Below are 22031 nucleotides of genomic sequence, written 5' to 3'. Positions count from 1 at the left end.
GTCTCCGCTTACGATTTGAGCGCGCGCGCCACGATGTTGCGCTGAATTTGATTGGTGCCACCGAAGATCTGGAACATCTTCGCTTCGCGGTAATGACGCTGCATCGCGTATTCGGCGGAGTAGCCATTGGCACCCATGATCTGGATGCCGTCGGTCGCGACCTGCACGTAGGTGTCCGACGCGAAGTACTTCGCCTGCGACGACTCCACGTCGCAGCTTTCGCCTTCGTCGAGCAGCTTCGCCGCCCGAAACGCCATCAGGCGAGCGGCATCCACGCGCGTCTGCATATCGGCGAGCAGATGCGACACGGCCTGGAAATCGATGATCGACTGCCCGAACTGTTTGCGGTCGTTCGCATACCAACGCGCAAGATCGATTGCCGCCTGCGCGCCGCCCACGCACATCGCCGACAACGCGATGCGCTCCTTCGACAGCACCGCGGTGAGCTTCTTCCAACCCACGTGCAGGCCGCCAACGATCATTTCTTTCGGGACACGCACTCCGTCGTACACCACTTCGCAGGTCCGGATAGCGTGGCCGCCGAGCAAATCGATCGGATTGATGGTCAGTCCCCTGGATTCCTTCGGTACGAGGAAGAGGCTGATCCCGTCGTGCTTCTTCGCTTCCGGATTGGTGCGCACCGCGGTAAGAATGTAGTCGGCCTGCAGCGCGCCGGAAATCCACATCTTGGTGCCGTCGAGAACGAAGTCGTTTCCGTCGGCCACGCCGCGCGTCGTCAGCGAGGCGGCATCCGAGCCGGAGCCGTTTTCGCTCAGTGCGAAGGCAAGAAAGGCACGCCCTTCGGCTAGCTTCGGCAACACCATGGCCTTGATATCGTCGGGAGCGAAGCGCGCCAGCGCGCCGCCCACCATGTTCACGTTGGCATTCCAGAAGCGCGCGAGCGCGATGGTGTGATACGCGACGACCTCCAGATAAGCGGCCATGTCGAGATAGCCGCCGACGCCGCCGTACGCTTCGGGCAGCGTGATGCCGAACCAGCCCTGTTCGGCGGCCACCTTCACGAGTTCCTGTGGGAAGCGCTTCTCTTCGTCGCACTGGCGAACGTATTCCGGCGATGCATGGCGCGTCAGCACCCGATTCACCGAATCTCGAAATTCGAATTGATCGGCATTCAGATACGGTTTCAGGTCACGCCGGTTGACCAGATTGCTTGCGTATTCGGGATTCACTCTGTCTCCTCCTCGTCCGATCAGGACGCCTTGCGTTGAGCCATGTCTTGTTCGGCGTGGCCGAGCGGGATTGCACGCAACATCTCCGAACGCGACTTCGCCCCCGTCATCAGGAACGCAAGATCCGAGCCGCTGAGAATGAAACGCGCGCCTTTTTGCACGTAGGCGGTCATCAGTGCCTCGTCGTACACCCCGCCGACGCCCGGCACCTTGCCGTGCCGGTGGCATGCGGCGCACACCGCGTCGACGGCGGCCGCTACGCGCACATGGCCGAGTTGTCCGGTGATACCGAGATCCGCCGCGAGATCGGTCGCGCCGACCAGCAGCACGTCGATGCCGGGCACCGCCGCGATCGCGTCGACGTTCTCGAGCCCTTCGCGGGTTTCGATCATCGCCACGACCAGCACCTCTTCGTTGATCGCGCGAACCACATCGGCGATCGGCAGAGCCTGAAAGCCGACCTGCGGCAACATGCCGGGGATCGACCGCCCGCCGGCAGGCGGGAAGCGGCACATGTCGGCGATCCGCGCGGCCTGTTCGGGCGTACTCACGTGCGGCACCACGATGCCCATTGCGCCGGTATCGAGCAGTCGAGTGGCGTGGAACGGCTCGTGCCCCGGCACGCGGATGATCGGCGTCACACCGCCCATCAGAGCGGCGGCGCAAATCTGCGCGGCCGTGTCGACGTCCATCGAATTGTGTTCCATATCGATGAACAGCCAGTCGAAGCCCGCCGTCTGCGCGATCTGCGCGATGTCGACGGTGCGGGCCTGGCGCAGCCCCATGCCGAGTGCCAGTTCACCCGCGGCGAGTTGCGCTTTCGCGTGATTCTTGATGGTTCTCATGAGGGATTCCATTCAGGCGGTGCCGTCGAGAGGCTCGTCGTTCGCCAGTTCGAGGTTGATGAATTTGGTGTCCATGTAGTCGCGGATCGCGTTCGGTCCGCCTTCGCGTCCGAACCCGCTGTCCTTGCTGCCGCCGAATGGCGTCTCCGCCGTCGATGCCACGAACGTGTTCACGCCGACCACGCCGGCCTGCAAGCGCTCCGTGGTTTCCAGCGTGTTGCGCATCGAGCGCGTGAAGACGTACGCCGCGAGCGCGAACGGCAGCCGGTTCGCCTCGGTGATGACTTCGTCCATCGTCGCGAACGGGGTGAGCGTTCCGACCGGGCCGAACGGCTCGTCGTTCATCAGGCCGATGTGCGGAGCGGGATTGGCGACGAGCGTCGGCTCGTAGAACCAGCCGCGACCGAATTGGGCGGGGCGCCGGCCACCGCATAGCACGCTGGCGCCTTCACTCACGGCTTCATCGACCAGACGTTCGATCGCGTCGCGACGCTTCGACGTGGTCAGCGGACCGAGATCGGTATCCTGCTGCAACGGATCGCCGACGCGAAGCGCTTTGGAGCGCTCGACCAGCGCCTTCACGGTCTTGTCGAAGATCGATTCGTGGATGTAAAAACGTGTCGGCGACGCACAGACCTGGCCCGCATTGCGGAACTTGCCGAGTGACGCGAGGTGCGCAAATGCGCCGATGTCGGCGTCGCGATGCACGATCACGGGCGCATGGCCGCCAAGTTCCATCGTGACCTTTTTGAGGGTCTTCGCGGACATTTCGACGATCTGACGGCCGACAGGCACCGAGCCGGTGAAGCTGATCTTCGCCACGCGCGGGTCGGCCATGATCGTCGGCGTAATTGAGTCGGCTTTGCCGATCACCAGATTGACCGCGCCCTCGGCAAACCCGGCATCGACGAAACAGCGCACGAGTGCCATCGTCGCCCCGGCCGCTTCGTTCGACGGCCGGATCACGATCGTGTTGCCGGCAGCCAGCGCCGGACCCATCTTGCGGGCCAGCAGTAGCAGCGGGAAATTCCACGGCGTAAAAGCGGCGACCACCCCGAGCGGCTCGTAGTGCACCAGATACCGTCCGCCCTTGACGCGACTTTCGTAAGACATACCAAACACACGGCGCGCTTCATCGGCGAACCAGTCGATCGACTCTGCGGACGCATTCGCTTCCCCGCTGGCCTGTGCGATCGGCTTGCCTGTTTCCAGCGCGACGATTCGCGCGAGTTGCGGCGTGCGTTCGCGGATGAGTGCCGCAGCCCGGCGCAGCAGTGCTGAGCGCTCCCACGGCGTGAGCTTGCGCATTGCGGCTGAGGCGTCGGTCGCGGCGCCGATGGCCTCGGTGACCTGTGCCTGCGTAGCCAGCGGCAGATAGCCTAGCCGCTGTTGCGTCGCCGGATTGATCGAAAGCTGGCCGTTGTCAGCCGTCGCGGCTCGCCAGCGGCCCCCGAGCAGCAAGCCGTGCTCGCGGTAGTGCGCCTCTAGTTCCATTTGCTTCCTCCTGACAGGTGTCCCGGATGTTCCCGGCTTTGTAGGTGCTTTCCCGGGGGTTCACTTTGTATGCACTCTTTTTCTTATATCAACACCTTGACAGCGAAGTGTCAACACTTTTAGAGTGTGTGTCAGCGAAATATCATTCGCCGCATGCACTTTCAGTAGACGAGGTTCACAAAAAGAACGCCACCGGCGCCGCCGAATGCGTCATCAGCACTTTCTTTCCATGGAGCGAGACGAAAATGAGTTTGTATTCCCGTCGTACCTTTCTTCAAACGCTCGGGGCCGCCACGGTAGCGGCGATGGGGACCGGCGCCTTGCCGTCGCTCGCTCGGGCGCAGACCGCGCAGTTCAAGCTGAAGTACGCGAACAACCTCGCGTTGTCCCATCCGCTCAACGTTCGCGCGAAAGAAGCCGCGGACGCCATCAACAAGGAATCCGGCGGCCGCGTCGAGTTGCAGATTTTCCCGAACGGTCAGATGGGCACGGATACCGACATGCTGTCGCAGGTTCGATCGGGCGCCATCGACTTCCTGACCCAGGGTGGCGTGGTGCTGTCGACGCTCGTGCCGGTCTCGGCGATCAACGGCATCGGCTTCGCGTTCAAGGACTACAACCAGGTGTGGGCAGCAATGGACGGCGAGCTCGGGAGCCACATCCGCACGGCGATCTCGAAGGTCGGGCTCGTCGCGATGGAGAAACCGTGGGACAACGGCTTTCGGCATCTCACGAGCTCGGTCAAGCCGGTGCAAAGCCCGGCCGACCTGAAAGGCCTAAAGATTCGCGTGCCGGTCAGCCCCCTTTGGACCTCGATGTTCAAGGCGCTCGACGCCTCGCCCACCAGCATCAACTTCAGCGAGGCGTATTCGGCGCTGCAAACCAAGGTCGTTGATGCAGAAGAAAACCCCCTCGCGCTGATCGAAACCGGACGCTTCTATGAAGTCCAGAAGTTCTGCTCGTTGACCGGCCATATCTGGGACGGCTTCTGGTTTCTCGGCAACGCGCGGTCCTGGGGCAAGCTGCCGCCGGACTTGCAGACGATCGTGGCGAAACACCTGAATGCGGCCGCAGTGGCTGAACGCGCGGACGTCGCCGCGCTGAGCACATCGCTGATCGGGAAGTTGCAGTCACACGGAATGGCGTTCAACAAGCCCGATATCCAGCCGTTCCGCGCCTCGCTGCAAAAGGCCGGCTTCTACGACCAGTGGCGCAAGAAATACGGCGATGAAGCGTGGGCGTTGCTCGAGAAGTACACGCAGAAGCTCGCATGAGCGCGGACCACCGAAGAGTTTCTGGAGAACGAGTCATGACTTCCCGAGTTCATCCCGAGCAGGTGTTCGCCCACGACATGGGCGCGCCGAAGGAACGACATGCGGCATCGAAGGTCGTGCGCGTCGGCAGCGCACTGGAACTGGCCATCAAGTGGATCACCGAAGTGCCCGCTGCGCTGCTGCTAGTGGCCGAAGTGGTGCTGCTGCTCACCAACGTTTTCTGCCGCTACGTGCTGCAGGATCCATTGATCTGGGGTGACGAACTCGCGTCGATCCTGTTCATCTGGCTGTCGATGCTCGGCGCAGTGGTGGCGTTGCGGCGCGGCGAACATCTGCGGCTGACGATGTTCGTCGCCAGAATGTCCCCGCAAAACCGCGCGTTCGCGGAAACGCTTGGAAACTTCATCGTGATGACTTTCGTGCTGCTGCTGGTACGGCCGGCAACCGACTGGGCGATGAACGAATGGATCATCAGCACGCCGGCGCTCGATCTGCCGAATGCCATCCCCGCGGCCGCGATTCCCGTGGCGGCCGTGCTGATGCTCGTGCTAGCCGTTACGCGGTTGCTCGAGCGCTCGTCACTGCGCGATTGCGTGAAGGCGTTCGCGCTGGTGGCCGGGGTCGCAATTGCGCTCTATTTCGCACGGCAAGCGCTCGCGCCACTGACCGCGGTCAGCCTGGTCCTTTTTTTCGCTGTCGGCGTAATCACGATCATCTGTCTCGGTGTGCCGATCATGGTCGCCTTCGGGGTGTGCACGTTTGCTTATCTCGCAACCGTCACCGGCGCACCGTTGACGATCGTCGTGAGTACCATGAATCAGGGGATGTCGGGCCTGATCCTGCTCGCCGTCCCGCTGTTCATCCTGCTAGGCGCGCTCATGGAAGCGATGGGGCTTGCAGAAGCGATGATCCGTTTCCTCGCTTCGCTGATCGGGCACAAGCGTGGCGGCCTCGCCTACGTGCTGATCGGCGCCATGTACCTCGTCTCCGGCATCTCCGGCTCGAAGGTGGCCGATATGGCTGCGCTCGCGCCGGGCCTGTTCCCGGAAATGAAAAAGCGCGGTGCGAATGAAGGCGACCTCGTCGCAATGCTCAGTTCGGCGGCGGCCATGTCGGAAACCATTCCGCCCAGCCTCGTGCTGATCACGATTGGATCGGTAACCGGCGTTTCGATTGCCGCGCTGTTCACAGGCGGCTTCATGCCGGCCGTGGTCGGCGCGGTAGCACTCGCGGCAGTCGTCTGGTTCAGAAGCCGCGGGGAAATCCTCCAAGGCGTGCAACGGGCCTCGCGGGCCCAGATCGGCCGCGCATTCCTGATCTCGCTGCCTGCGCTCGCGCTGCCCTTCGTGATCCGCGCGGCCGTGGTGGAAGGCATTGCGACGGCGACGGAAGTGGCGACAATCGGCGTGGCTTACACCTGTGCGGTGGGTTTGCTACTGTATCGCCGCTTCGACTGGAGCCGGCTCTATCCTATTCTGGTGGAAACGGCGTCGCTGTCTGGCGCAATACTGATCATCATTGGGTGTGCCACGGCGATGGGATGGGCGCTCACGCAGTCAGGCTTCTCCGCGCAACTCGCCACGTTGATGATGGCTGCGCCCGGGGGCAAACTGGGCTTCCTGGCGATCTCCGCGATTACGTTCGTGATGCTCGGCAGCTTTCTGGAAGGAATTCCGGCAATCGTACTGTTCGGGCCGCTCCTGTTCCCGATTGCGCGTGCGATGGGCATCTCCGACGTGCACTATGCAATGGTCGTGGTATTCGCGATGGGACTGGGCCTGTTCGCGCCGCCGCTTGGCCTCGGCTTTTACGCGGCATGCGCAGTCAGCAAGGTCGATCCGTCAATCGCAATGCGCCGCGTTTGGCCGTATCTGGGGGCTTTGGCGGTGGCCCTCATCGTGATAGTGCTGGTTCCGTGGGTATCGACGGGTTTTCTGCAGGCAAAATAAATGTATCGAATGGCACAGAAAGGGCAATGGACATGAAAAACGCGTTTGACAGTGAACTGAACGGCAAGGCGAACGCGCGCGCGCCCGAGGTAATTGCGTCGAAGCTCGAAGACATTCGCGAACAGGTGCGCGCCATGATTCAGCGGGGGGACTTGCGCCCCGGTGAACGCGTGAATGAGCAGGCGCTCGCAAACCAGATCGGCGTCGGCCGCAATTCAGCGCGGGAGGCCCTGCGCTCGCTCGAGCAGGCGGGGCTCGTGCGAATCGTCCCGAACCGTGGCGCCGAAGTACGGCGGCTGTCGCTCGAAGAGGCGATGGATCTCTACGAGATTCGAGCAGGGCTCGCACGCACCGCGGGACGTCTCGCCGCGCTGCGTCTCACCACCGACGAGGAGCAGTCGCTGAGCCTTCTCGTTGACAAGATGGACTCCGCCGTGGCCGAGCGCAACACCCCTCTGTATCAGAGTCTGAATACCGAGTTCCACCGTCAACTAATGGCAGCGACCAAGAATCCGCGGCTGATCACGATCAACCAGGCTGTCGCAGATGAACTGACGCTTTACATTCACAAAGGCGTGTATTCGTTCGCGCAGATGCAGCGTTCCGCGAAAGAACACCGCGAGCTTTTCGAGGCGCTGCGTGCGGGTCAGGCCGACGCCGCTGCACAGGCTTTCGAGAATCACGTGCAGACGGGCAAGAAGCGCATGCTCGACACCGTGTCCACGAGCGCGTCCGAACGTTAATGAGCCGGGAGTAGCTTGTTGAAAACCATAGTCTTTCTGGACCGCGCGACGCTGTCGGCCGATCTACCCGAGTTTCCGTTCCCACATCGCTGGGTCGAATATTCGTCCACTACGCAAGAACAGGTGGTACAGCGCTGCCGTGACGCGCAGATCGTCGTGACCAACAAGGTTCCGCTGATGGGGGAGATGCTCGCGCAGTTGCCGCAACTGGAAGTGATCGGCGTGCCGGCCGCAGGCGTCAATCATCTGGATATGAAAACATGCCGCCAACGGAGCATCGAAGTAGTCGCATGTCCGGGCTATTCGACGATCTCGGTGCCGGAGCACGCGTTCGCACTGATGCTCGCGCTGCGCCGCAACCTGGTTCCTTACTGGAAGGACGTTTATGCTGGAGGCTGGAGCGGGTCACCCACTTTTTATGCTGAATTGCATCCGATCGAGGATCTGCACGGTTCGACGCTCGGCATCGTCGGTGCCGGTCACGGTGGAAAGCGACTCGCCGAACTCGCCGGCGCGTTCGGCATGCGTGTGCTCTTCGCCGAGCGCAGGCACGCCAGGGCGGTGCGCGAAGGCTACGCTGCATTCGGCGACGTGCTGCGTGAGGCGGATGTGATCAGCCTGCACTGCCCGCTTACCGACGAAACGCGGCATCTGTTCGGTCTCGCCGAATTCGAGCGAATGAAGCGCAGCGCGTCGCTCGTGAACGCCGCGCGCGGCGGCATTGTCGACGAGAGGGCGCTGATCGAGGCGCTCGACCGCAAGCTGATCGCGAATGCCGCGCTCGACGTCCTCGAGCAGGAGCCGCCAGCGATCGATCATCCGCTGTTGACCAGCGCGCGCACGGATCTGATCGTGACTCCACATGTCGCATGGCGGACTCAGGTGGCGATGCAGCGGCTCGTCACACAGCTCGCGCAAGGCATCGAACAGCATTATGCGCGACGCTGAGAGCGAAATTCGACGAGGTAGTGTTGCGCCTCTTCAAGCTGCTCCGCGCCGTCGCGGCTGAAAGGCTGAGAGCATCATTGCAATAAGCAGTTGCGCGTTAGCCGCAGGGTAAGTTCGGAGCCGGCCGTACCCGAAAACCCGACATAGGATATCTGCATACCGATGCCCATAACAGAACTCCATCGCGAATGCGACAACAGAACTCGGACGAGCTGTAGCCACAGGCGAAATGGTCGCGCCTCTGCATACCAACCGTTTGATCAGCTTGCCGCAATATCGGTTACGGGCTTTTAGCATCGTGAAGTCGCGTGCTGTGGGACAACGTAGTCGTCACCTTATGACACACGCACCGTCATGGACGCATCCCGGCGGCTCCGGCGACGACGCTGGCTTTGCTAGCGAAGGTGACGACGGCGCGTCATTCAATGACTCCATGCGCGGCAAAGGTCCCGCCGCCGTTACGCGTATTTGTCGCCCACTGTGTTGCGAACAGGATGCGTGTCGTAAACGATGATCATCTGCTTGATGCGGCCGCTTTCGTCGAACTCGAATACGTCAACACACTCAAATTTCACCGTAGAGCCGTCTTTCAGCCCCCAGTCGTAGGCGAAATAACCGGTCGCGCGTCGGGCACCCGTCGTGCTGACGCAGATATCGATGAGTGTGATCCGGCTGTCTCCCGATGCTGCATCAACCTTTGCAAAGAAGGGCGCGGGGTGCATCCAGCCGAGAAAAGGCGAGAATATCTGTGCGTCCGCTGCGAACAAGGCGCAGATTGCGGCGACATCGCCGCGCTCCAGTTCGCTCAGGTAGGTGCGAATCTGCCGCGTGTATAGTGCTCCCGATGATGAATCCACAATCATTCTCCGAAGGTTTGTTGACAGGTCTGCCCGCACGAAGGACAGCGGATCTGACGCAGCCACGATAGCGACGCAGCGATGACCGAACAATCGAAAAATTCGCAACCCCGGTATGCGAATCGTGCATATCCTCTGGCAGACCTCACGCGTGCTTTGCCTCCACTGTCTGCGTACCAGGCGTTCGTCGCTGCGGCAGAACTTGGCAGTATCAGCAAGGCCGCTGACCATATGTGTCGAACGCAGGGTGCGGTGAGCCGCCAAGTCCAGCAGCTGGAAGCCCACTATCGATGTGCGCTGTTCGTGCGCCACGTGTCAGGGCTGACGCTGACAGCAGAAGGAAATGCTCTGTTGACGGTGGCCGTGAACCTGCTCACACAACTGGTTCGACACGCAGACTTTCTCACACAGTCCGCGTCTGTTCTCACCCTGCGGCTTCCGTCCACATTTGCGATTCGCTGGTTGCTACCGCGGGTGTCAGTGATCAATCTCGCGCTGCCAGGGACAGAATTGCGCATCTATACATCGGCAGACGATGCGCCCAATTTCACTGCGCCCGACGTCGACGCCATCGTTGTGCGTGGAGCCGGACATTGGACGGGTATGAACGCGATACCGTTATTTCAAGAGCACCTGACGCCGATGTGTACGAGCGAACTGGCCGCGACGCTGAAATCCGTAGCTGACCTTGTTCGCATCAAATTGCTGCATCCGGGACAGGACCGCGGCGAGTGGCGATGCTGGCTCGATCGTGTTGGTGCGACCCACGTCGACACTGAAGGCGGGCTCGTCTTTGATACCCTCGAATTAGCACTCACCGCCGCCGCACAGGGACATGGCGTTGCTATTGGCGACCCTCGGATGGCGAAGGAACGCCTCGAGGCGGGCGCACTCGTCATGCCGTTCAGTGAGGTTGCGCAAAACGGTCTGGGCTACTTCCTCGTCTTTCCCTCGCAACGAGCCGGACAAATCAAGATTCGCACACTCGCTGACGTCTTGACTCAGCTCGCGCAAGAGGACCCGTCGATACCGGCCCGATAAGCGCCCGCCAAGTCGCTCAACTCCACCGGCGCCAACAGAGCGAAGAAATCTAGCAGTAAAAAAGGCTTCAACTAATGCCCGGTTGTCGATGCGTAGCGGCCGTTTGACTGTCCGAGCGAACCGCCGGCCAAACGTCAGTTCATGGCCGTGTAAGGTCTCAATTCCCGACCGATGTCTTCCTATTACACCCTGCATATCCCGGTGTTCGATGAGCGATTCCGGTCGGTAACGGATCGCAGGACCGGCCTGGTTTCCCTTGCGAAAGCATTGCGGCTCTATCAGCCGGAACGGCCCAAGCCCGGTAGTACTTCCATTTGGCTCGGCAATGAGTCCCCTTTGTACGGGGTCGTCATGGACGGCGCAGTGTATCGGCTGTTATTGCAGGAGACGTGGCCGGGCAGCGGAAAGTTCGAAGCGATATGTGTAGCTGCAGCCGGTTATTCAACCGATGGGGCCGTCCTCGCACCGGGACTCGACGCGATTCCGAATATGGCAATGGCCTTGGCGCGAGAAATCGCCTATGTGACCGGCAATCCGTAAGCGTGGAGTGATGGTTGCTTACCCGCTTACGAAGAAAACAGGAAATAGCCAACAAAAAATAAGGATTCCCTTACGCTTTTTCCACGCCGCGCTCGGTGTTTTTTGGCGATACGGCAATTAAGATCGCTAACGACGCAAGAAGGGATGCATTACGTCGAAAGAGGCTGCCGAAGGCAGTATGACCGAACGGAAAACAAAATGAAGATGAAAGGAAGAATTCACCGAGTGTTCTGGGCCACCGTTGCGGTGTTGCCCCTGGTTTCGTGCAGCGGCGGAGGATCGTCCGGCACGGCTGGCAGCGCGCCGCATGCGTCCGCGCAGACCGTTGCTGCCGCGGCGGTTCCGGCCACGAGCTGGACCAGTGTCAAGTGGGGTGGCGGCGGCTATGTCACCGGCCTGATCTACCATCCGACCAACGCAAGCCTGCTGTACGTACGCACCGACGTCGGCGGCGCCTACCGCTGGGACACGACGACCTCGTCGTGGATCCCGCTCACCGACGGCCTGGGTTTCGGCGCCGGCGAAGGCCGGTACCACGGCGTGGAGAGCATCGCCCTCGACCCGAACAACGACCAACTGGTCTACATGATGACCGGCGATACCGTGGGTCAGGATGCCCACGGCCGCATTTACATTTCCAGCGACCGCGGCAACACCTGGACGCACTACGACCTGCCGTTCGCGGTGGGTGGCAACGATAACGCCCGGGGCTACGGCGAACGTCTGGCGGTCGACCCACAGAATCCGTCGACGTTGATGTTCGGCTCGCGCAAGGCCGGTATCTGGAAGAGCACGGACTCGGGCCATACGTGGAACCAGGTTACGGGCTTCTCGAGCACCACGGTGACCGGCGGGGGGACCCCGATCGGCGTCGAACAAATCATCTTCGATACCCCATTCAAGGGGACTGGGCAGCCGACGTGGATCATCTGGGCCACCGTCGCCTCCGACTATGCCCAGGCGGCAGGCTTGACGTCGACACTGTACCGGTCCACCAATGGCGGTGCCACGTGGGCGCCGGTCGCGGTCCCGTCCAACGTGACCAGTTACGACATCCCGCACGTCGTGAAGACGACTGACGGCACCTTCTACATGACGTTCCGCCCGACAGCTCCTCAGGTTCAGGGCGGCAGTGGCCCCAGTTATCTCTACAAGTTCGGTGCCAGCAACAACAGCACCTGGACCCAGCTCTTGAGCTCCACCAGCATGGGGATGGCCGGCCTGTCCGTCTACGGCGCCGGCTCGATCGCCCGCATTGCGGTGGGCATGACAGGCTGGAGCGACACCAGCATGCAAATTCAAATGTCCGATGATGGCGGCACCAGCTGGCGCGAAGTCGAGGCCAACATGCCGCATACGTCCGACACCTGCCGCGGCTGGATCGAGAACGTCACGATCGACCCGGCCAACCGCGACCACATCATGCACGTCCACGGCGGCGGCATCTGCGAAACCACGAACGCCTCCTCGAGCACGCCGGGCTGGAGCCCCAAGGTCAACAACCTGGAAGAGACCGCCACGCTGTTCGCCGTCGCGCCTCCGGCCGGCGCGCAGTACAAGCTAATTAACGCCGCGGGCGACATCGGCGCGTGGGTGATCACGGACCTCGCGACGCGGCCGACGCGGGCTCCGATGCCCGGATGGAGCAGCGGCAATGCGGCCGACATGGCGTGGGCCGATCCGTCCTACATTGCCGTCACCGGCGTCGACAATGCCAACAGTTCCGCCGTCAAGGGCTTCTGGTCCGGCGACTCCGGCAATAGCTGGTCGCAGTTCCCGTCGATGCCTACCGGCGGCTCGGTCAGCTCAAGCCTGGTGCAAAGCCTGGCAGTCACGTCCCGCAACAACCTGGTCTGGGCGCCGCAAGACTCGGTGCCGTCGTACACCACGAACAATGGCGCGAGCTGGACGCAAACCAACCTGCCGGCGTTTACCGCCACCTGGAATGGCTTCTTCCGCGCTTATCGCCTGGCCGTGGACCGCAACAACCCGAACAAGGTCTATGCCTTCGATTCGGGCGGCGCAAACTGGAGCTGGCAGCCTGGCAAGGTCTACGTCTCGACCGACGCCGGCCATACGTTCACGCTGAGCCAGGGCTCGGTGAACGCGAACATGGCCTGGAATGCCTGGGGCGATACGTCGATGGCGGTGAACCCGAACGCCGAGGGCGACATCTGGGTGGCCGACGGCAATGCCGTGTACCACTCGCTGGACTCAGGCGCGACCTGGACCAAGCTCACCGCCTTTGCAACCGCCAACGGCACGCTCGGTGCCACCAATATCACGCTGGGCAAGGCGCAAACCGGCTCGCCATACTCGGCCGCGGTCTATGTGGAAGGCACGATCAACGGCCAGTGGGGCATCTTCCGCTCCGACGATGGCGGCGCAACGTGGTCGCGCTTCAACGACGACGCGCACCAGTTCGGCGGCAACGCCGTAGTGGTGGGCGACTGGAACACTTATGGCCGCATTTACGTCAATGGTGTCGCTCGCGGTCTGATCTTTAGCAACTGAGGTTGATCGACCTATCTCCGTCCGGTTGCGGCTTGCAATCGCAAGGGGGAGAGCATAGGCGATTTGGTTGCTGCCGTAACCCGAAAGTTGGTCGTCAACTTTCGGGTTTTTTCATCCGTGAGTCTGACCTTCCTGTCGAGATTCCCTCAACTACTCGGTAGGCGCCCGAGCAGCACCGTAGCCGTCATTCTGCCCGCGAACCAGCCCGGCAGGTAATTGCCATGCGTCGCTGCCGTGCGCCAGTGACCCGTTCGCATCATTCTCGTGCTGCACGAAAAAACAGGTGCATTCTCGTGGCGCGCTGCCTGAGTGACTCGATTGATGCCATCGATCACATCGCCGGCGCGATATGCGGCCGCAGGGCCGCTAAAGAACATCTGCTGTACGTCGGTAACGATAACGGCAATACGGGACATGCAAGCCTCGCAATTCGTTGGTCAATGGGGGCGAGTTCCGCAGCGCCGGTTGCGAAGCCGTCATCTGCGGGAGACTCGATGCATGGCTTCAGGAGCGCGCATACCGATGAACTTTGCGTAAGCTGTCTTCCGCGGTTCCTGGCATTGTCGACGATCTGGCTAGGACCGTCCAACGTCCGTAGATGGCCTCTACCCACGAATTGCTCCCGAGCGTAAGTTTGATTTCTCTGTATCCAATCAGCTTGTCGTTCACCAGATCGAAAGAAAGCGCCCGCGAGGTTAGGGATGGTGTTCAGAACTCGTTTTGCCGCACTGAGCCATCAACATGGGGCCGGTTCGGTGCAAGCGGTGCGGCACCTGGCTCGAATGCAGCGCGACGTTCGGCATAAGGAAGGCGCCGATTGCCTGCCGGCTCGTGCGGCTTTTGCGTTCATACAGTACCCTCGCGCATCAGTCGTTCGCGCGTCGTCCACAGCTTGCTCGGAGCGAACAGCGTGTGCAACTGCTGCGGGTTCTTCATTTGCCACTGTGCGCGGCGATGAACATGGCGACGGCCGACCGGCAATAGGATTCGATTTCGTTGTCGTCCGCTGCTTTCGCCTCATCGAAGCGTGCGATAAGCAGGAGATCGGATCCTTTGAAAAGCGCAGCAAACAAGCGGGCGGACCGGAGAGGATCGGGCACGTTCAGAACCGCCTTCGCGTGCAACTGACGCAACAGGGCCTCGACTTGGGCGATGACATAGGCGGGCCCGGCTTCGTAATGGAGCTTACTTAACGACTTTTGATTCGTCTTGTCGGCCAAGACCATGGCTTCGACACTGCGGACGTCCGGGCTCAACAGCGTGCGAAGCAGGGATGATCCCACCGCCATGAGCTGATCTTCGGCCGAACCGTCGACGCCTTCGAAAAGGGCCTGTGGTGCAAACTGATGGCAGTGGGCCGCCATTGCCGCGCTGAACAGCGCCTCCTTGTTCTCGAAGTGCCGATAGATGCTGAGCTTGGATATCTTCGCCCGCTGGGCGACTTTGTCCATGGTCGTCGCTTGAAACCCCAATTCCACAAACAGTTCGCAGGCGGCGTCGACTATCGTTTGGCGAAGCGCCTCGTTGGTGGGCCGGCCGCGCCGGCCCCGGTTGTTTTTGGTCACGACAATTCCAGTACTTGACAGTATTCAAATTCTTGCACTACGATACCACGCAGTATCTTAAATGTGCAAGCCAAGGGTAGGTTTCAACCGGTTGTGCAAATCAGGTTTCCCTAGGCCGCCCGGCGATATCGAATGCGGCATTGTCCGGCCGGTCAACACAGTGATGGGCGACTTTCGCGCCGATGCCGCAGCCCTGCTCGCTGCCCGTCTCGAGCGAGTATCGCCGGACGATATTGCACACCACGGCCAGCCCCCTCCATCCACAACACGGAGCCCATCACCATGAACGACGTCATCATCATCGGCGGCAGCTTTGCCGGCCTCGCTGCCGCCCTGCAGCTCGGCCGTGCCCGCCGCAAGGTCACCGTTCTCGATACCGGCCTGCCGCGCAATCGCTTCGCCGGCCACTCGCATGGCCTGCTCGGCCACGATCACAAGCCACCGCTGGACATCCTGGCCGAGGCGCGGCAGCAACTGGCGCGTTATCCCACGATCAGGCTCGTCAGTAGCCGGGCCGACAGCGTCTCCGGCGCCATCGACGATTTCTCCGTCGTCATTGGCGATGGCGAAAGCCTTGGGGCGCGCCGCCTGATCCTGAGCTATGGCGTCGCCGACCAGATGCCTGATGTTCCGGGCTTTGCCGAAAGCTGGGGCACGTCCATCGTGCCCTGCCCCTATTGCGACGGCTTTGAAGTCGCCGGCCAGCATTGGGGCCTGGTCTGGGCCGGCCCGCAGTCGCACCAGTCTGCCAGGCTGTTCCGGGATTGGACCGACAAGTTGACTGTCTTCGCCGATGGTCATGACATTCCGTCCGATATCCAGGCCGACCTCGCGCGCCGCAACATACCTGTCGTCGATGGCAGGACCGTCGAGATCGCCCATGACAAGGGCCATATCGCCACCGTTAATCTCGATACCCGCCGCAATATCGCGGTCGACGTCCTGTTCGCCCATCCGCGCAATAAGCCGTCCGCAAGCCTGCATGAATCACTGGGCCTCGCCACGGTCGATACGCCTGTCGGCATCGCCCTCAAGGTCGACGAGCGCCGCCAAACCAGCATGCCCGGCATTTACGCCGCCGGCGACCTCGCCACGGCCTTCTTGCCCTCGGTCACCCAGGCATCATCGCAGGGCGCGACGGCGGGTATCTTCGCCCGGCAGTCGATGCTGGTGTGAGAGCACAGACTCCCCAAAGGATAGGCGGGTGTTCCAATTGAGAATGTGGCTGAGCCCCATTCGCTCATCAAAGAGTTGAGGAAGAGAACGATGTCGAAACAACCAATGAACAGCTTCGCCGGAAAATGGGCTCTGATCACCGGGGCATCGAGTGGCCTCGGCCTTGAATTCGCAGATCTACTGGCTGCGCAGAAAGTCAATCTCGTATTGGCTGCCCGACGGCAGGAGTCGATGGAAAAGCTTGCCTCCGATCTCCGCCGCAAATACGCGGTGGATGTGCTGGTCGAGGCGACCGATCTTACCTCGCCGGGCGCGGCGAGCCGCTTGAAATGCAGTCTCGACGCGAGGTCGGTGACCGTCGACATCTTGTTGAACAACGCCCGGATACGGCCTGCACGGCGACTTATTGGAAACGCCGATCGAGCGCACCGCGAACATGATCCAGCTCAACATCACGACGCTCACAGAGCTGACCTATCTCTTCGGCCGCGATATGGCCAAGCGGCGATCTGGACATATGCTTCTCGTCGCTAGCCTCATGGCCTTCCAGGCCGTTCCCAGCTACGCTGCCTATGCGGCGACCAAGTCAGATGTACTCGCCCTTGGCGAGGCACTGCACGACGAACTCCGCCCGCATGGTGTGGTTGTTACCACTCTCTGCCCGGGGCACACCGCGACGGGCTTCGATGAGGCAGCCGGCGCATCCACCTCGGCCATGCTGCGCCTCCTCACGATGAAGCCTCGTCCGGTCGCCGCGAGCGGTATTCGGGCGTTGTTGCAAGGAAAGGCTGTGGTGGTCGCGGGCCTGTCGAACAAGATGGCAGCCTTTTCAAATCGTCTGACGCCGCGATCAATGCAAAGGGCCACGTTGAAAAGAATAGTGGACGCTTAACTCCTGGAGCGCTGGCGTGTGGGGCTCCTCGAACAAGCGGGAGCTCTGACTGCGATGCGCGCTTTGGCATCGGACAGCTCAGTTAAGAGCGAATCGGAACAAGGAGATGACATGGCAGAGCAAAATGCCTATCAGGTTGCCGACTGGAATGGTCAAAGCGGGGAGCGCTGGGTCGCCAACCAGGCCCGGCTCGACGCTATGGTGGCGGTGTTCGGCCAGGCCGCGATAGAAGCCGCAGCTCCCGCGGCGGGCGAGCGCGTGCTGGACGTCGGCTGCGGCGCGGGCGCGTCGAGTCTGGCTCTGGCCGCCCGCGTCGGCGCGGGAGGGCAAGTGCTGGGCGTGGACATATCCGCACCGCTGATCAGCCGGGCGCGCGCGCTTGCGCCACAGGATACGCCGGTCCTTTACCAGGTGGCCGACGCCAGCAGCGCCGAGCTGCCCGAGGGCGCGTTCGACATCCTGTTCTCGCGTTTCGGCGTGATGTTCTTCGACGATCCGACAGCGGCGTTCACCCATATGCGACGCGCGCTGCGGCCGGGCGGGCGGGTCGCTTTCGTCTGCTGGCGCGGCGCGGCCGAGAACGATTGGGTGCGCCTGCCGATGGGCGCGATCAAGGGCATCCTCCCGCCGAGCGCGCCGCCCGATCCCGAAGCGCCCGGCCCATTTTCGTTCGGCGACCGGGGGCGGGTGTCGCGCATCCTGACCGCAGCCGGTTTCGCCGATATCGCTATCGCACCCTTCGATGCTTCCGTCCCGTTCGGCGAGGGCGGGACGCGGGACGCTGCGATCGACGACGCGGTGAAGATGACGCTCGAGGTCGGCCCACTGTCGCGCGCGCTCGCTGATCAGCCCGACGACATCCGCGCCCGCGCGTCGGCCGCGGTTCGCGCCGCCTTCGCGGGCCTCCCCGGCGAGCGGTCGGTGATGATCGACGGCGCGGCGTGGATCGTCCTGGCACACAATCCGGCAAGCTGACAGGGATTAACAGGGGAGTCGCCCCCGCTCGGCGGAGCTGGGCGTCGTTGGCCGCGCAGATTGATGTCCCTTTTGGCCGATGAACGAGCGCTCGCCTTGTGACAATCAGATGGCCGGTTGTGAAGCAGAGCCGACTCCTGAGCGGCCTGCCGGCCGCGCATGTGACCGGCAGTTTGTGGCCGCACTGTGTCCCACGACCGAGCGTGAACGGCGTCTTGGGCGCGGTTGATGCAGAAGCCATAATCCGGCCGGCCGATAGCAGTTACTTTCGGCGCACTTCGCAGCACAGCTCGCAGCGTCTATTGCTGTCTAAGACCGGCCAATCGATCGAACCTCAAGCTGCTTGAACGGCGCTCCACCCGCTTGTCGAACTTGATGATCGCCGACACGACACGCATGGAAAAACGTGTATAGACTTCGACGTTGATATCCAGCGCCGGCAACAGGATCGAAGGCGGAATTCGAACTCGCCGGCCTCGCGAAGCTCACCCTCCTTCTTCTCGCGGAAGCCAACGGCCACTCTGCTTTTCGAAGGAGCAGTTCACCGCGTTCTTGTCACCTTCGCCAAGCCGCCTTCAACGGACTCTGCTTCTGCATGCTCAGCGACGGCCGCTTCATCAACCGGCAGACGATGCCAGACGACACGTCACACCGGAATCGCTTCGCCCTAGCCGCCGATTGTTTTGAGCAACACATTTCTTCACAGATACCTGCGACGCATGCCATCGTTTTAGACGCTCAGGAGGAATCACGCCCCCGCGCGTAGTTACGCCTTGCTTTCGCGCAATTGCCGCAATCCCCCATCGAACACCAGCGCCTGTTTTGCGCACGGCTCTCATCGACGAAAAGCCATCCGCAGCCGCGCGCGTCTTCGCACTGCTTGATCCGTTTCGCGCGTGGCCCCGTCAGGAGCCCCAACGCCGAGACGACGAATGGCCTTATCAACGCCGCGGCGCGCAACGCGTTCGCGTCCCATGACCAGACGTACCTACCGTTTCTGTGCAGCAGCGTTGCGCCCGGCGTGTCGACGCTGAGCAATCGAAACAGCAACGACAGGTCCGCCGGTGTCTTCTTTTCCCTCGCGGCTCCGTAGAGGGCGGCATAGATCGCCTCGCGCGCTTCGATCGCAAGCCGGTATGCGTTGTCAGCCGCCCTGGGATCGCTCTTCCATTGGGCGCCGTACGCACGTAGCAGGCCATCGTCGACCAGCCGCTGCTCCCTCAGCACAACCAGCAATGAGCGGGCGGACTCGAGCCGCTCCTGAGGCTCCCCGGTTAGTCTCCATGCGACCGTATTCACGAACGGTATGCAAGGGTCCTCGGTGACGACGAATGCGCTGCTCGCCTGTGACGCGGTGTTGACCATGCTCATAGCCGACTCCTTGCAAAATACCGACCGTAGTCTAACCTGTTAACCGGTTATGTATTAGTGGAAAGCGCCAATGCGTGTACGCTTGCTCATCGCGTTTTCAATCATCTATGTCGTCTGGGGGTCGACGTATCTTTGCGTCGCCATCGCGTTGCGCTCGTTCCCGCCACTGATGCTGATGTGCATCCGCTGTCTGGCCGGCGGGACCATACTGCTTCTTTGGGGTGCCTTGCGCGAACGCGACCCACTGACGCCGCGAACGCTGCTGCTGGCAATTGTTTGCGGACTCCTGTTTTTCGTAGGTTGCCATGGGGTATTGGCGCTCGCGCAGCGGCATGTGCCGTCCGGACTTGCCGCGGTCATGCTCGCCACGATCCCGTTCTGGATCGCCCTGCTGCGCTTCCTGCTACCGGGTCAACGCGCGCCTTCGCGGTCAGTATGGCTCGCGCTCGGCGCGGGCTTTGCCGGGGTAGGCGTCATTGCCTGGGCTCCCTCTTCGTCGGGGGCTATCGACGCGGTTTGGCTCGCCGCGCTGTTAGGCTCGAGTTTTTCGTGGGCGCTCGCAACCGTCGCCGTGCAAAACTTCGGCGGCACGAAACAAGGCCTGAGACTTTCGGGGATTGAACTGCTCTCAGGCGGCATCGTGCTTGCAGCGCTGAGCGCAGGAGCCGGCGAAGCGCAGCTTTTCCGACCGGATCGAATCTCAGGATCCTCGCTCGTCGCGTTGGCTTACTTGACGATAGCGGGTACTGTCGTTGCATTTTCGGTGTACGTGTGGCTGCTCGACCGTGTTCAACCGACGTTGGTCGCAACGTACACGTTTGTCAATCCTGTGGTGGCGGTCGTGCTAGGGTGGCTTTTTCTGGACGAGCAGCCGAGCATGGGGATGCTCATTGGCGCGCCGTTGACGATCGGCGCGGTATGTGTCGCATGGCGGCTGGAACAAAGAAACTCCACCCGGCGGACGCAGACGCGCCACGATCTTGTCGCATCGTCACTTTCGCGGGGCGGGCAGGACTGCGATCGCTAATCGTCGCGATCGCCGAGCAGATGGGCATTTCCACCTTCAGGCAGCTCGCGCCGGCTGCTCGACCTGTGCCTCAGCTACCGGAACGATGGTCTCTTCGGAGTGTGTGATCCAGACTTGGTCCCACTCAAGCCCCTTCGAACTGTGCATCGTCGTGAGCATGAGCACGGCCGGTGCCGGCCCGGCTCCGTTACTGGAATGGAGTGGCCATTCGACCTGTATTCTCGGCCAGGAAGTTCCTCGCTTTGTCAGCCACTTGATGACCTGCAGCGTTGAGGCGCTCCGAACTATCTAGCCAGATTCGCTGCTGCCAGCTTTAGTCGCGAGGCGAATTCCACCGCCGCGGGCTCGAGGCGATTGCCTCTGCGCGAGAGAAGACAAAGGTCCACGTGCACAACCGGATTTGCTAGGCGCCCTTCCCGCGTTAATTGCGGCCTGCGCGTCGATGGTTATCCATGTCCGGAGTAGGGATGGCTTCGCTGATCGACATCCAAACCCCGCCAGGTCATCATTAGGGGACAAAACTTTGGAGCCACGGAATGAGGGCATCGAATAGCGGCATCCACCCAGGCACGCGGAGGAACCGTGAGCGGAAGTCTCGGCCAGAAGCTATTGAACAGCGCATCCAATTGATTTTTTAAGCTGGCGCTGACTTTATTGGCTTTGTTAGATGCATGTCATTGACGAAATATATGACAGGTAGTTAACCATAATCCATCCGCGCTGACATGCCGACCGCTTTCGCACAGACCGTCGAGGCCCACTTTGCCGACCTCACTCCAACGTCCCAGCGCATTGCCAGTTGCATACTGGCGCATCTCGAGCGACTAGGCCTGGCAACGGCTGATCAGATCGCGCAGCAAACGGCCACCGGCGGAATCTCCGTGGGGTGTTTCCTGTGCAGCGCCGGCTATCGCAACCTCGACGACCTCAAGCGCGAACTGCGCGGCGCGCAGCGGCGCCAGTGGATGATTAGCGACCGGCTCGACGAATACCGGTGTATGCGCGAACAGTTGGCCAACGCCCCGCGCCACGGCAAAAACGGGGAAAACCTCCAAACTAGCGCCCTGACCCACTCGCTGCAACTCGTCGACACGATCCAGCATGTGTACCAGTTGGCGCAATCGCCCATGTTCGCCCGCATCGCGGAGCGCATCTCCCAAGCGGACGCCGTATATATCCTCGGCATCCAGTCGACCCGCGGCACCGGCAACGCGTTCTACGGCTACCTCGAATACATCCGTCCGCGCGTCTTGTACTCCGACGGCATGTCCGGCTCATCCGTCGATTCGCTGAACTCGGAATTCGCCGCACCGTACCTCGTCATTACCGACACGCGCGCCTCCCCGGTGATCGCGCGCCGCTACTGTGAAGCCGCGGCGCATCGTGGCGGGCAGTTTCACTGCCCACCGACATCTATTGCCCGTGGGCTCGTGAATTCGATTGCGATTTGTTGCAGATCAAAACCGATGTCGGCCAGTTCTGGGACTCGCTGGCGCCGCTCAGCTGTCTGTTCAACCTGCTGATGATTACCGCGATCGGTGCTCAACTGGGGGCCGCGATCGACGAACGCGTCGCAGCGAACTGCAAGGCGAATTCAACCAGTTCGATCTCTAAACCTCTCACATCCGGA

17 protein-coding genes and 3 pseudogenes are annotated in these 22031 nt (G+C 61.8%); 12 read left to right on the top strand and 8 right to left on the bottom strand.

What is annotated here, in order from left to right; all coding sequences use genetic code 11:
• Positions 1 to 8: 8 nt before the first annotated feature.
• From AB3X96_RS35330 to AB3X96_RS35320, 3 genes are read right to left on the bottom strand one after another with little or no spacing between them, the layout of a single operon-like run.
• Positions 9 to 1190 (bottom strand): acyl-CoA dehydrogenase family protein, encoded by a 1182-nt coding sequence (locus AB3X96_RS35330; RefSeq protein WP_368593349.1) that lies wholly within the window; start codon positions 1188 to 1190, stop codon positions 9 to 11.
• Positions 1191 to 1210: 20 nt separating this feature from the next.
• Positions 1211 to 2035, bottom strand: coding sequence for an HpcH/HpaI aldolase/citrate lyase family protein (locus tag AB3X96_RS35325; RefSeq protein ID WP_368593348.1), 825 nt, complete (start codon positions 2033 to 2035; stop codon positions 1211 to 1213).
• 12 nt (positions 2036 to 2047) lie between these two features.
• Positions 2048 to 3529 (bottom strand): NAD-dependent succinate-semialdehyde dehydrogenase, encoded by a 1482-nt coding sequence (locus tag AB3X96_RS35320; RefSeq protein WP_368593347.1) that lies wholly within the window; start codon positions 3527 to 3529, stop codon positions 2048 to 2050.
• Between the two features lie 245 nt (positions 3530 to 3774).
• Here AB3X96_RS35320 and AB3X96_RS35315 point away from each other — a divergent pair, with 245 nt between their 5' ends.
• From AB3X96_RS35315 to AB3X96_RS35300, 4 genes are read left to right on the top strand one after another with little or no spacing between them, the layout of a single operon-like run.
• A complete protein-coding gene (locus AB3X96_RS35315) occupies positions 3775 to 4803 on the top strand; it encodes a TRAP transporter substrate-binding protein (protein WP_026229041.1) in 1029 nt (342 codons plus the stop codon).
• A gap of 35 nt (positions 4804 to 4838) precedes the next feature.
• On the top strand, positions 4839 to 6752 hold the full coding sequence (locus tag AB3X96_RS35310; RefSeq protein ID WP_368593346.1) for a TRAP transporter large permease subunit: 1914 nt from the start codon (positions 4839 to 4841) through the stop codon (positions 6750 to 6752).
• A 32-nt stretch (positions 6753 to 6784) separates the two neighbouring features.
• Positions 6785 to 7495, top strand: coding sequence for a GntR family transcriptional regulator (locus tag AB3X96_RS35305; RefSeq protein WP_246392229.1), 711 nt, complete (start codon positions 6785 to 6787; stop codon positions 7493 to 7495).
• Positions 7496 to 7513: 18 nt separating this feature from the next.
• Entirely contained in the window at positions 7514 to 8443 is a 930-nt protein-coding gene (locus AB3X96_RS35300; RefSeq protein WP_368593345.1) for a D-2-hydroxyacid dehydrogenase, read from the top strand.
• Positions 8444 to 8901: 458 nt separating this feature from the next.
• Here the strand turns inward: AB3X96_RS35300 and AB3X96_RS35295 are convergent, their stop codons facing one another.
• Positions 8902 to 9300 carry a nuclear transport factor 2 family protein gene (locus AB3X96_RS35295; RefSeq protein ID WP_368593344.1) on the bottom strand — a complete coding sequence of 133 codons (399 nt, stop codon included), beginning with the start codon at positions 9298 to 9300 and terminating at the stop codon, positions 8902 to 8904.
• Positions 9301 to 9381: 81 nt separating this feature from the next.
• Here AB3X96_RS35295 and AB3X96_RS35290 point away from each other — a divergent pair, with 81 nt between their 5' ends.
• The 3 genes from AB3X96_RS35290 to AB3X96_RS35280 all read left to right on the top strand — a co-directional run bounded on the left by AB3X96_RS35290 (position 9382) and on the right by AB3X96_RS35280 (position 13395).
• Positions 9382 to 10341 carry a LysR substrate-binding domain-containing protein gene (locus tag AB3X96_RS35290; RefSeq protein ID WP_368593343.1) on the top strand — a complete coding sequence of 320 codons (960 nt, stop codon included), beginning with the start codon at positions 9382 to 9384 and terminating at the stop codon, positions 10339 to 10341.
• Between the two features lie 171 nt (positions 10342 to 10512).
• Positions 10513 to 10881: a hypothetical protein gene (locus AB3X96_RS35285; RefSeq protein WP_368593342.1), complete on the top strand. Its 369-nt coding sequence runs from the start codon at positions 10513 to 10515 to the stop codon at positions 10879 to 10881.
• Positions 10882 to 11079: 198 nt separating this feature from the next.
• Positions 11080 to 13395 carry a dockerin gene (locus AB3X96_RS35280; RefSeq protein ID WP_368593341.1) on the top strand — a complete coding sequence of 772 codons (2316 nt, stop codon included), beginning with the start codon at positions 11080 to 11082 and terminating at the stop codon, positions 13393 to 13395.
• Positions 13396 to 13541: 146 nt separating this feature from the next.
• Here AB3X96_RS35280 and AB3X96_RS35275 read toward each other — a convergent pair whose 3' ends face one another.
• The gene (locus AB3X96_RS35275; protein WP_368593340.1) at positions 13542 to 13811 is read right to left on the bottom strand and encodes a hypothetical protein; all 270 of its coding nucleotides are present in this window, start codon (positions 13809 to 13811) and stop codon (positions 13542 to 13544) included.
• A 516-nt stretch (positions 13812 to 14327) separates the two neighbouring features.
• Positions 14328 to 14960, bottom strand: coding sequence for a TetR/AcrR family transcriptional regulator (locus AB3X96_RS35270; protein WP_368593339.1), 633 nt, complete (start codon positions 14958 to 14960; stop codon positions 14328 to 14330).
• Between the two features lie 282 nt (positions 14961 to 15242).
• On the opposite strand from AB3X96_RS35270, the gene AB3X96_RS35265 reads away from it, so the two are divergent.
• The 3 genes and pseudogenes from AB3X96_RS35265 (at position 15243) to AB3X96_RS35255 (ending at position 18003) form a co-directional block, all read left to right on the top strand.
• Positions 15243 to 16136 (top strand): NAD(P)/FAD-dependent oxidoreductase, encoded by an 894-nt coding sequence (locus tag AB3X96_RS35265; RefSeq protein WP_368593338.1) that lies wholly within the window; start codon positions 15243 to 15245, stop codon positions 16134 to 16136.
• A gap of 135 nt (positions 16137 to 16271) precedes the next feature.
• Positions 16272 to 17028 (top strand): annotated as a pseudogene (locus AB3X96_RS35260) (SDR family NAD(P)-dependent oxidoreductase); the annotation flags it as partial.
• Between the two features lie 111 nt (positions 17029 to 17139).
• The gene (locus tag AB3X96_RS35255) at positions 17140 to 18003 is read left to right on the top strand and encodes a class I SAM-dependent methyltransferase (RefSeq protein WP_368593337.1); all 864 of its coding nucleotides are present in this window, start codon (positions 17140 to 17142) and stop codon (positions 18001 to 18003) included.
• A 738-nt stretch (positions 18004 to 18741) separates the two neighbouring features.
• Here the strand turns inward: AB3X96_RS35255 and AB3X96_RS35250 are convergent.
• Positions 18742 to 19374 carry a CGNR zinc finger domain-containing protein gene (locus AB3X96_RS35250; protein ID WP_368593336.1) on the bottom strand — a complete coding sequence of 211 codons (633 nt, stop codon included), beginning with the start codon at positions 19372 to 19374 and terminating at the stop codon, positions 18742 to 18744.
• A 70-nt stretch (positions 19375 to 19444) separates the two neighbouring features.
• Here AB3X96_RS35250 and AB3X96_RS35245 point away from each other — a divergent pair, with 70 nt between their 5' ends.
• Positions 19445 to 20401, top strand: a complete 957-nt coding sequence (locus tag AB3X96_RS35245; RefSeq protein WP_368593335.1) for an EamA family transporter — start codon at positions 19445 to 19447, stop codon at positions 20399 to 20401.
• Positions 20402 to 20479: 78 nt separating this feature from the next.
• Here AB3X96_RS35245 and AB3X96_RS35240 read toward each other — a convergent pair.
• Positions 20480 to 20566, bottom strand: a pseudogene (locus tag AB3X96_RS35240) (3'-5' exonuclease); the annotation flags it as partial.
• Positions 20567 to 21126: 560 nt separating this feature from the next.
• Here AB3X96_RS35240 and AB3X96_RS35235 point away from each other — a divergent pair.
• A pseudogene (locus AB3X96_RS35235) lies at positions 21127 to 22015 on the top strand (MurR/RpiR family transcriptional regulator).
• Positions 22016 to 22031: the final 16 nt, after the last annotated feature.

The sequence above is a fragment of the Paraburkholderia sp. BR13439 genome, assembly GCF_040948805.1.
Taxonomy (GTDB): domain Bacteria; phylum Pseudomonadota; class Gammaproteobacteria; order Burkholderiales; family Burkholderiaceae; genus Paraburkholderia; species Paraburkholderia youngii.
Note: the sequence above shows the minus strand (reverse complement) of the source record. Positions and strands in the feature narration are given on the sequence as shown.

Excerpts from the sequence above, each read along its gene's own strand:
- AB3X96_RS35310 (WP_368593346.1), top strand. The coding sequence starts at position 4,839 with ATGACTTCCCGAGTTCATCCCGAGCAGGTGTTCGCCCACGACATGGGC.
- AB3X96_RS35250 (WP_368593336.1), bottom strand. The coding sequence starts at position 19,374 with ATGAGCATGGTCAACACCGCGTCACAGGCGAGCAGCGCATTCGTCGTC.
- AB3X96_RS35245 (WP_368593335.1), top strand. The coding sequence starts at position 19,445 with ATGCGTGTACGCTTGCTCATCGCGTTTTCAATCATCTATGTCGTCTGG.
- AB3X96_RS35275 (WP_368593340.1), bottom strand. The coding sequence starts at position 13,811 with ATGTCCCGTATTGCCGTTATCGTTACCGACGTACAGCAGATGTTCTTT.
- AB3X96_RS35280 (WP_368593341.1), top strand. The coding sequence starts at position 11,080 with ATGAAGATGAAAGGAAGAATTCACCGAGTGTTCTGGGCCACCGTTGCG.
- AB3X96_RS35255 (WP_368593337.1), top strand. The coding sequence starts at position 17,140 with ATGGCAGAGCAAAATGCCTATCAGGTTGCCGACTGGAATGGTCAAAGC.
- AB3X96_RS35285 (WP_368593342.1), top strand. The coding sequence starts at position 10,513 with ATGTCTTCCTATTACACCCTGCATATCCCGGTGTTCGATGAGCGATTC.
- AB3X96_RS35290 (WP_368593343.1), top strand. The coding sequence starts at position 9,382 with ATGACCGAACAATCGAAAAATTCGCAACCCCGGTATGCGAATCGTGCA.
- AB3X96_RS35325 (WP_368593348.1), bottom strand. The coding sequence starts at position 2,035 with ATGAGAACCATCAAGAATCACGCGAAAGCGCAACTCGCCGCGGGTGAA.
- AB3X96_RS35305 (WP_246392229.1), top strand. The coding sequence starts at position 6,785 with ATGAAAAACGCGTTTGACAGTGAACTGAACGGCAAGGCGAACGCGCGC.
- AB3X96_RS35320 (WP_368593347.1), bottom strand. The coding sequence starts at position 3,529 with ATGGAACTAGAGGCGCACTACCGCGAGCACGGCTTGCTGCTCGGGGGC.
- AB3X96_RS35265 (WP_368593338.1), top strand. The coding sequence starts at position 15,243 with ATGAACGACGTCATCATCATCGGCGGCAGCTTTGCCGGCCTCGCTGCC.
- AB3X96_RS35315 (WP_026229041.1), top strand. The coding sequence starts at position 3,775 with ATGAGTTTGTATTCCCGTCGTACCTTTCTTCAAACGCTCGGGGCCGCC.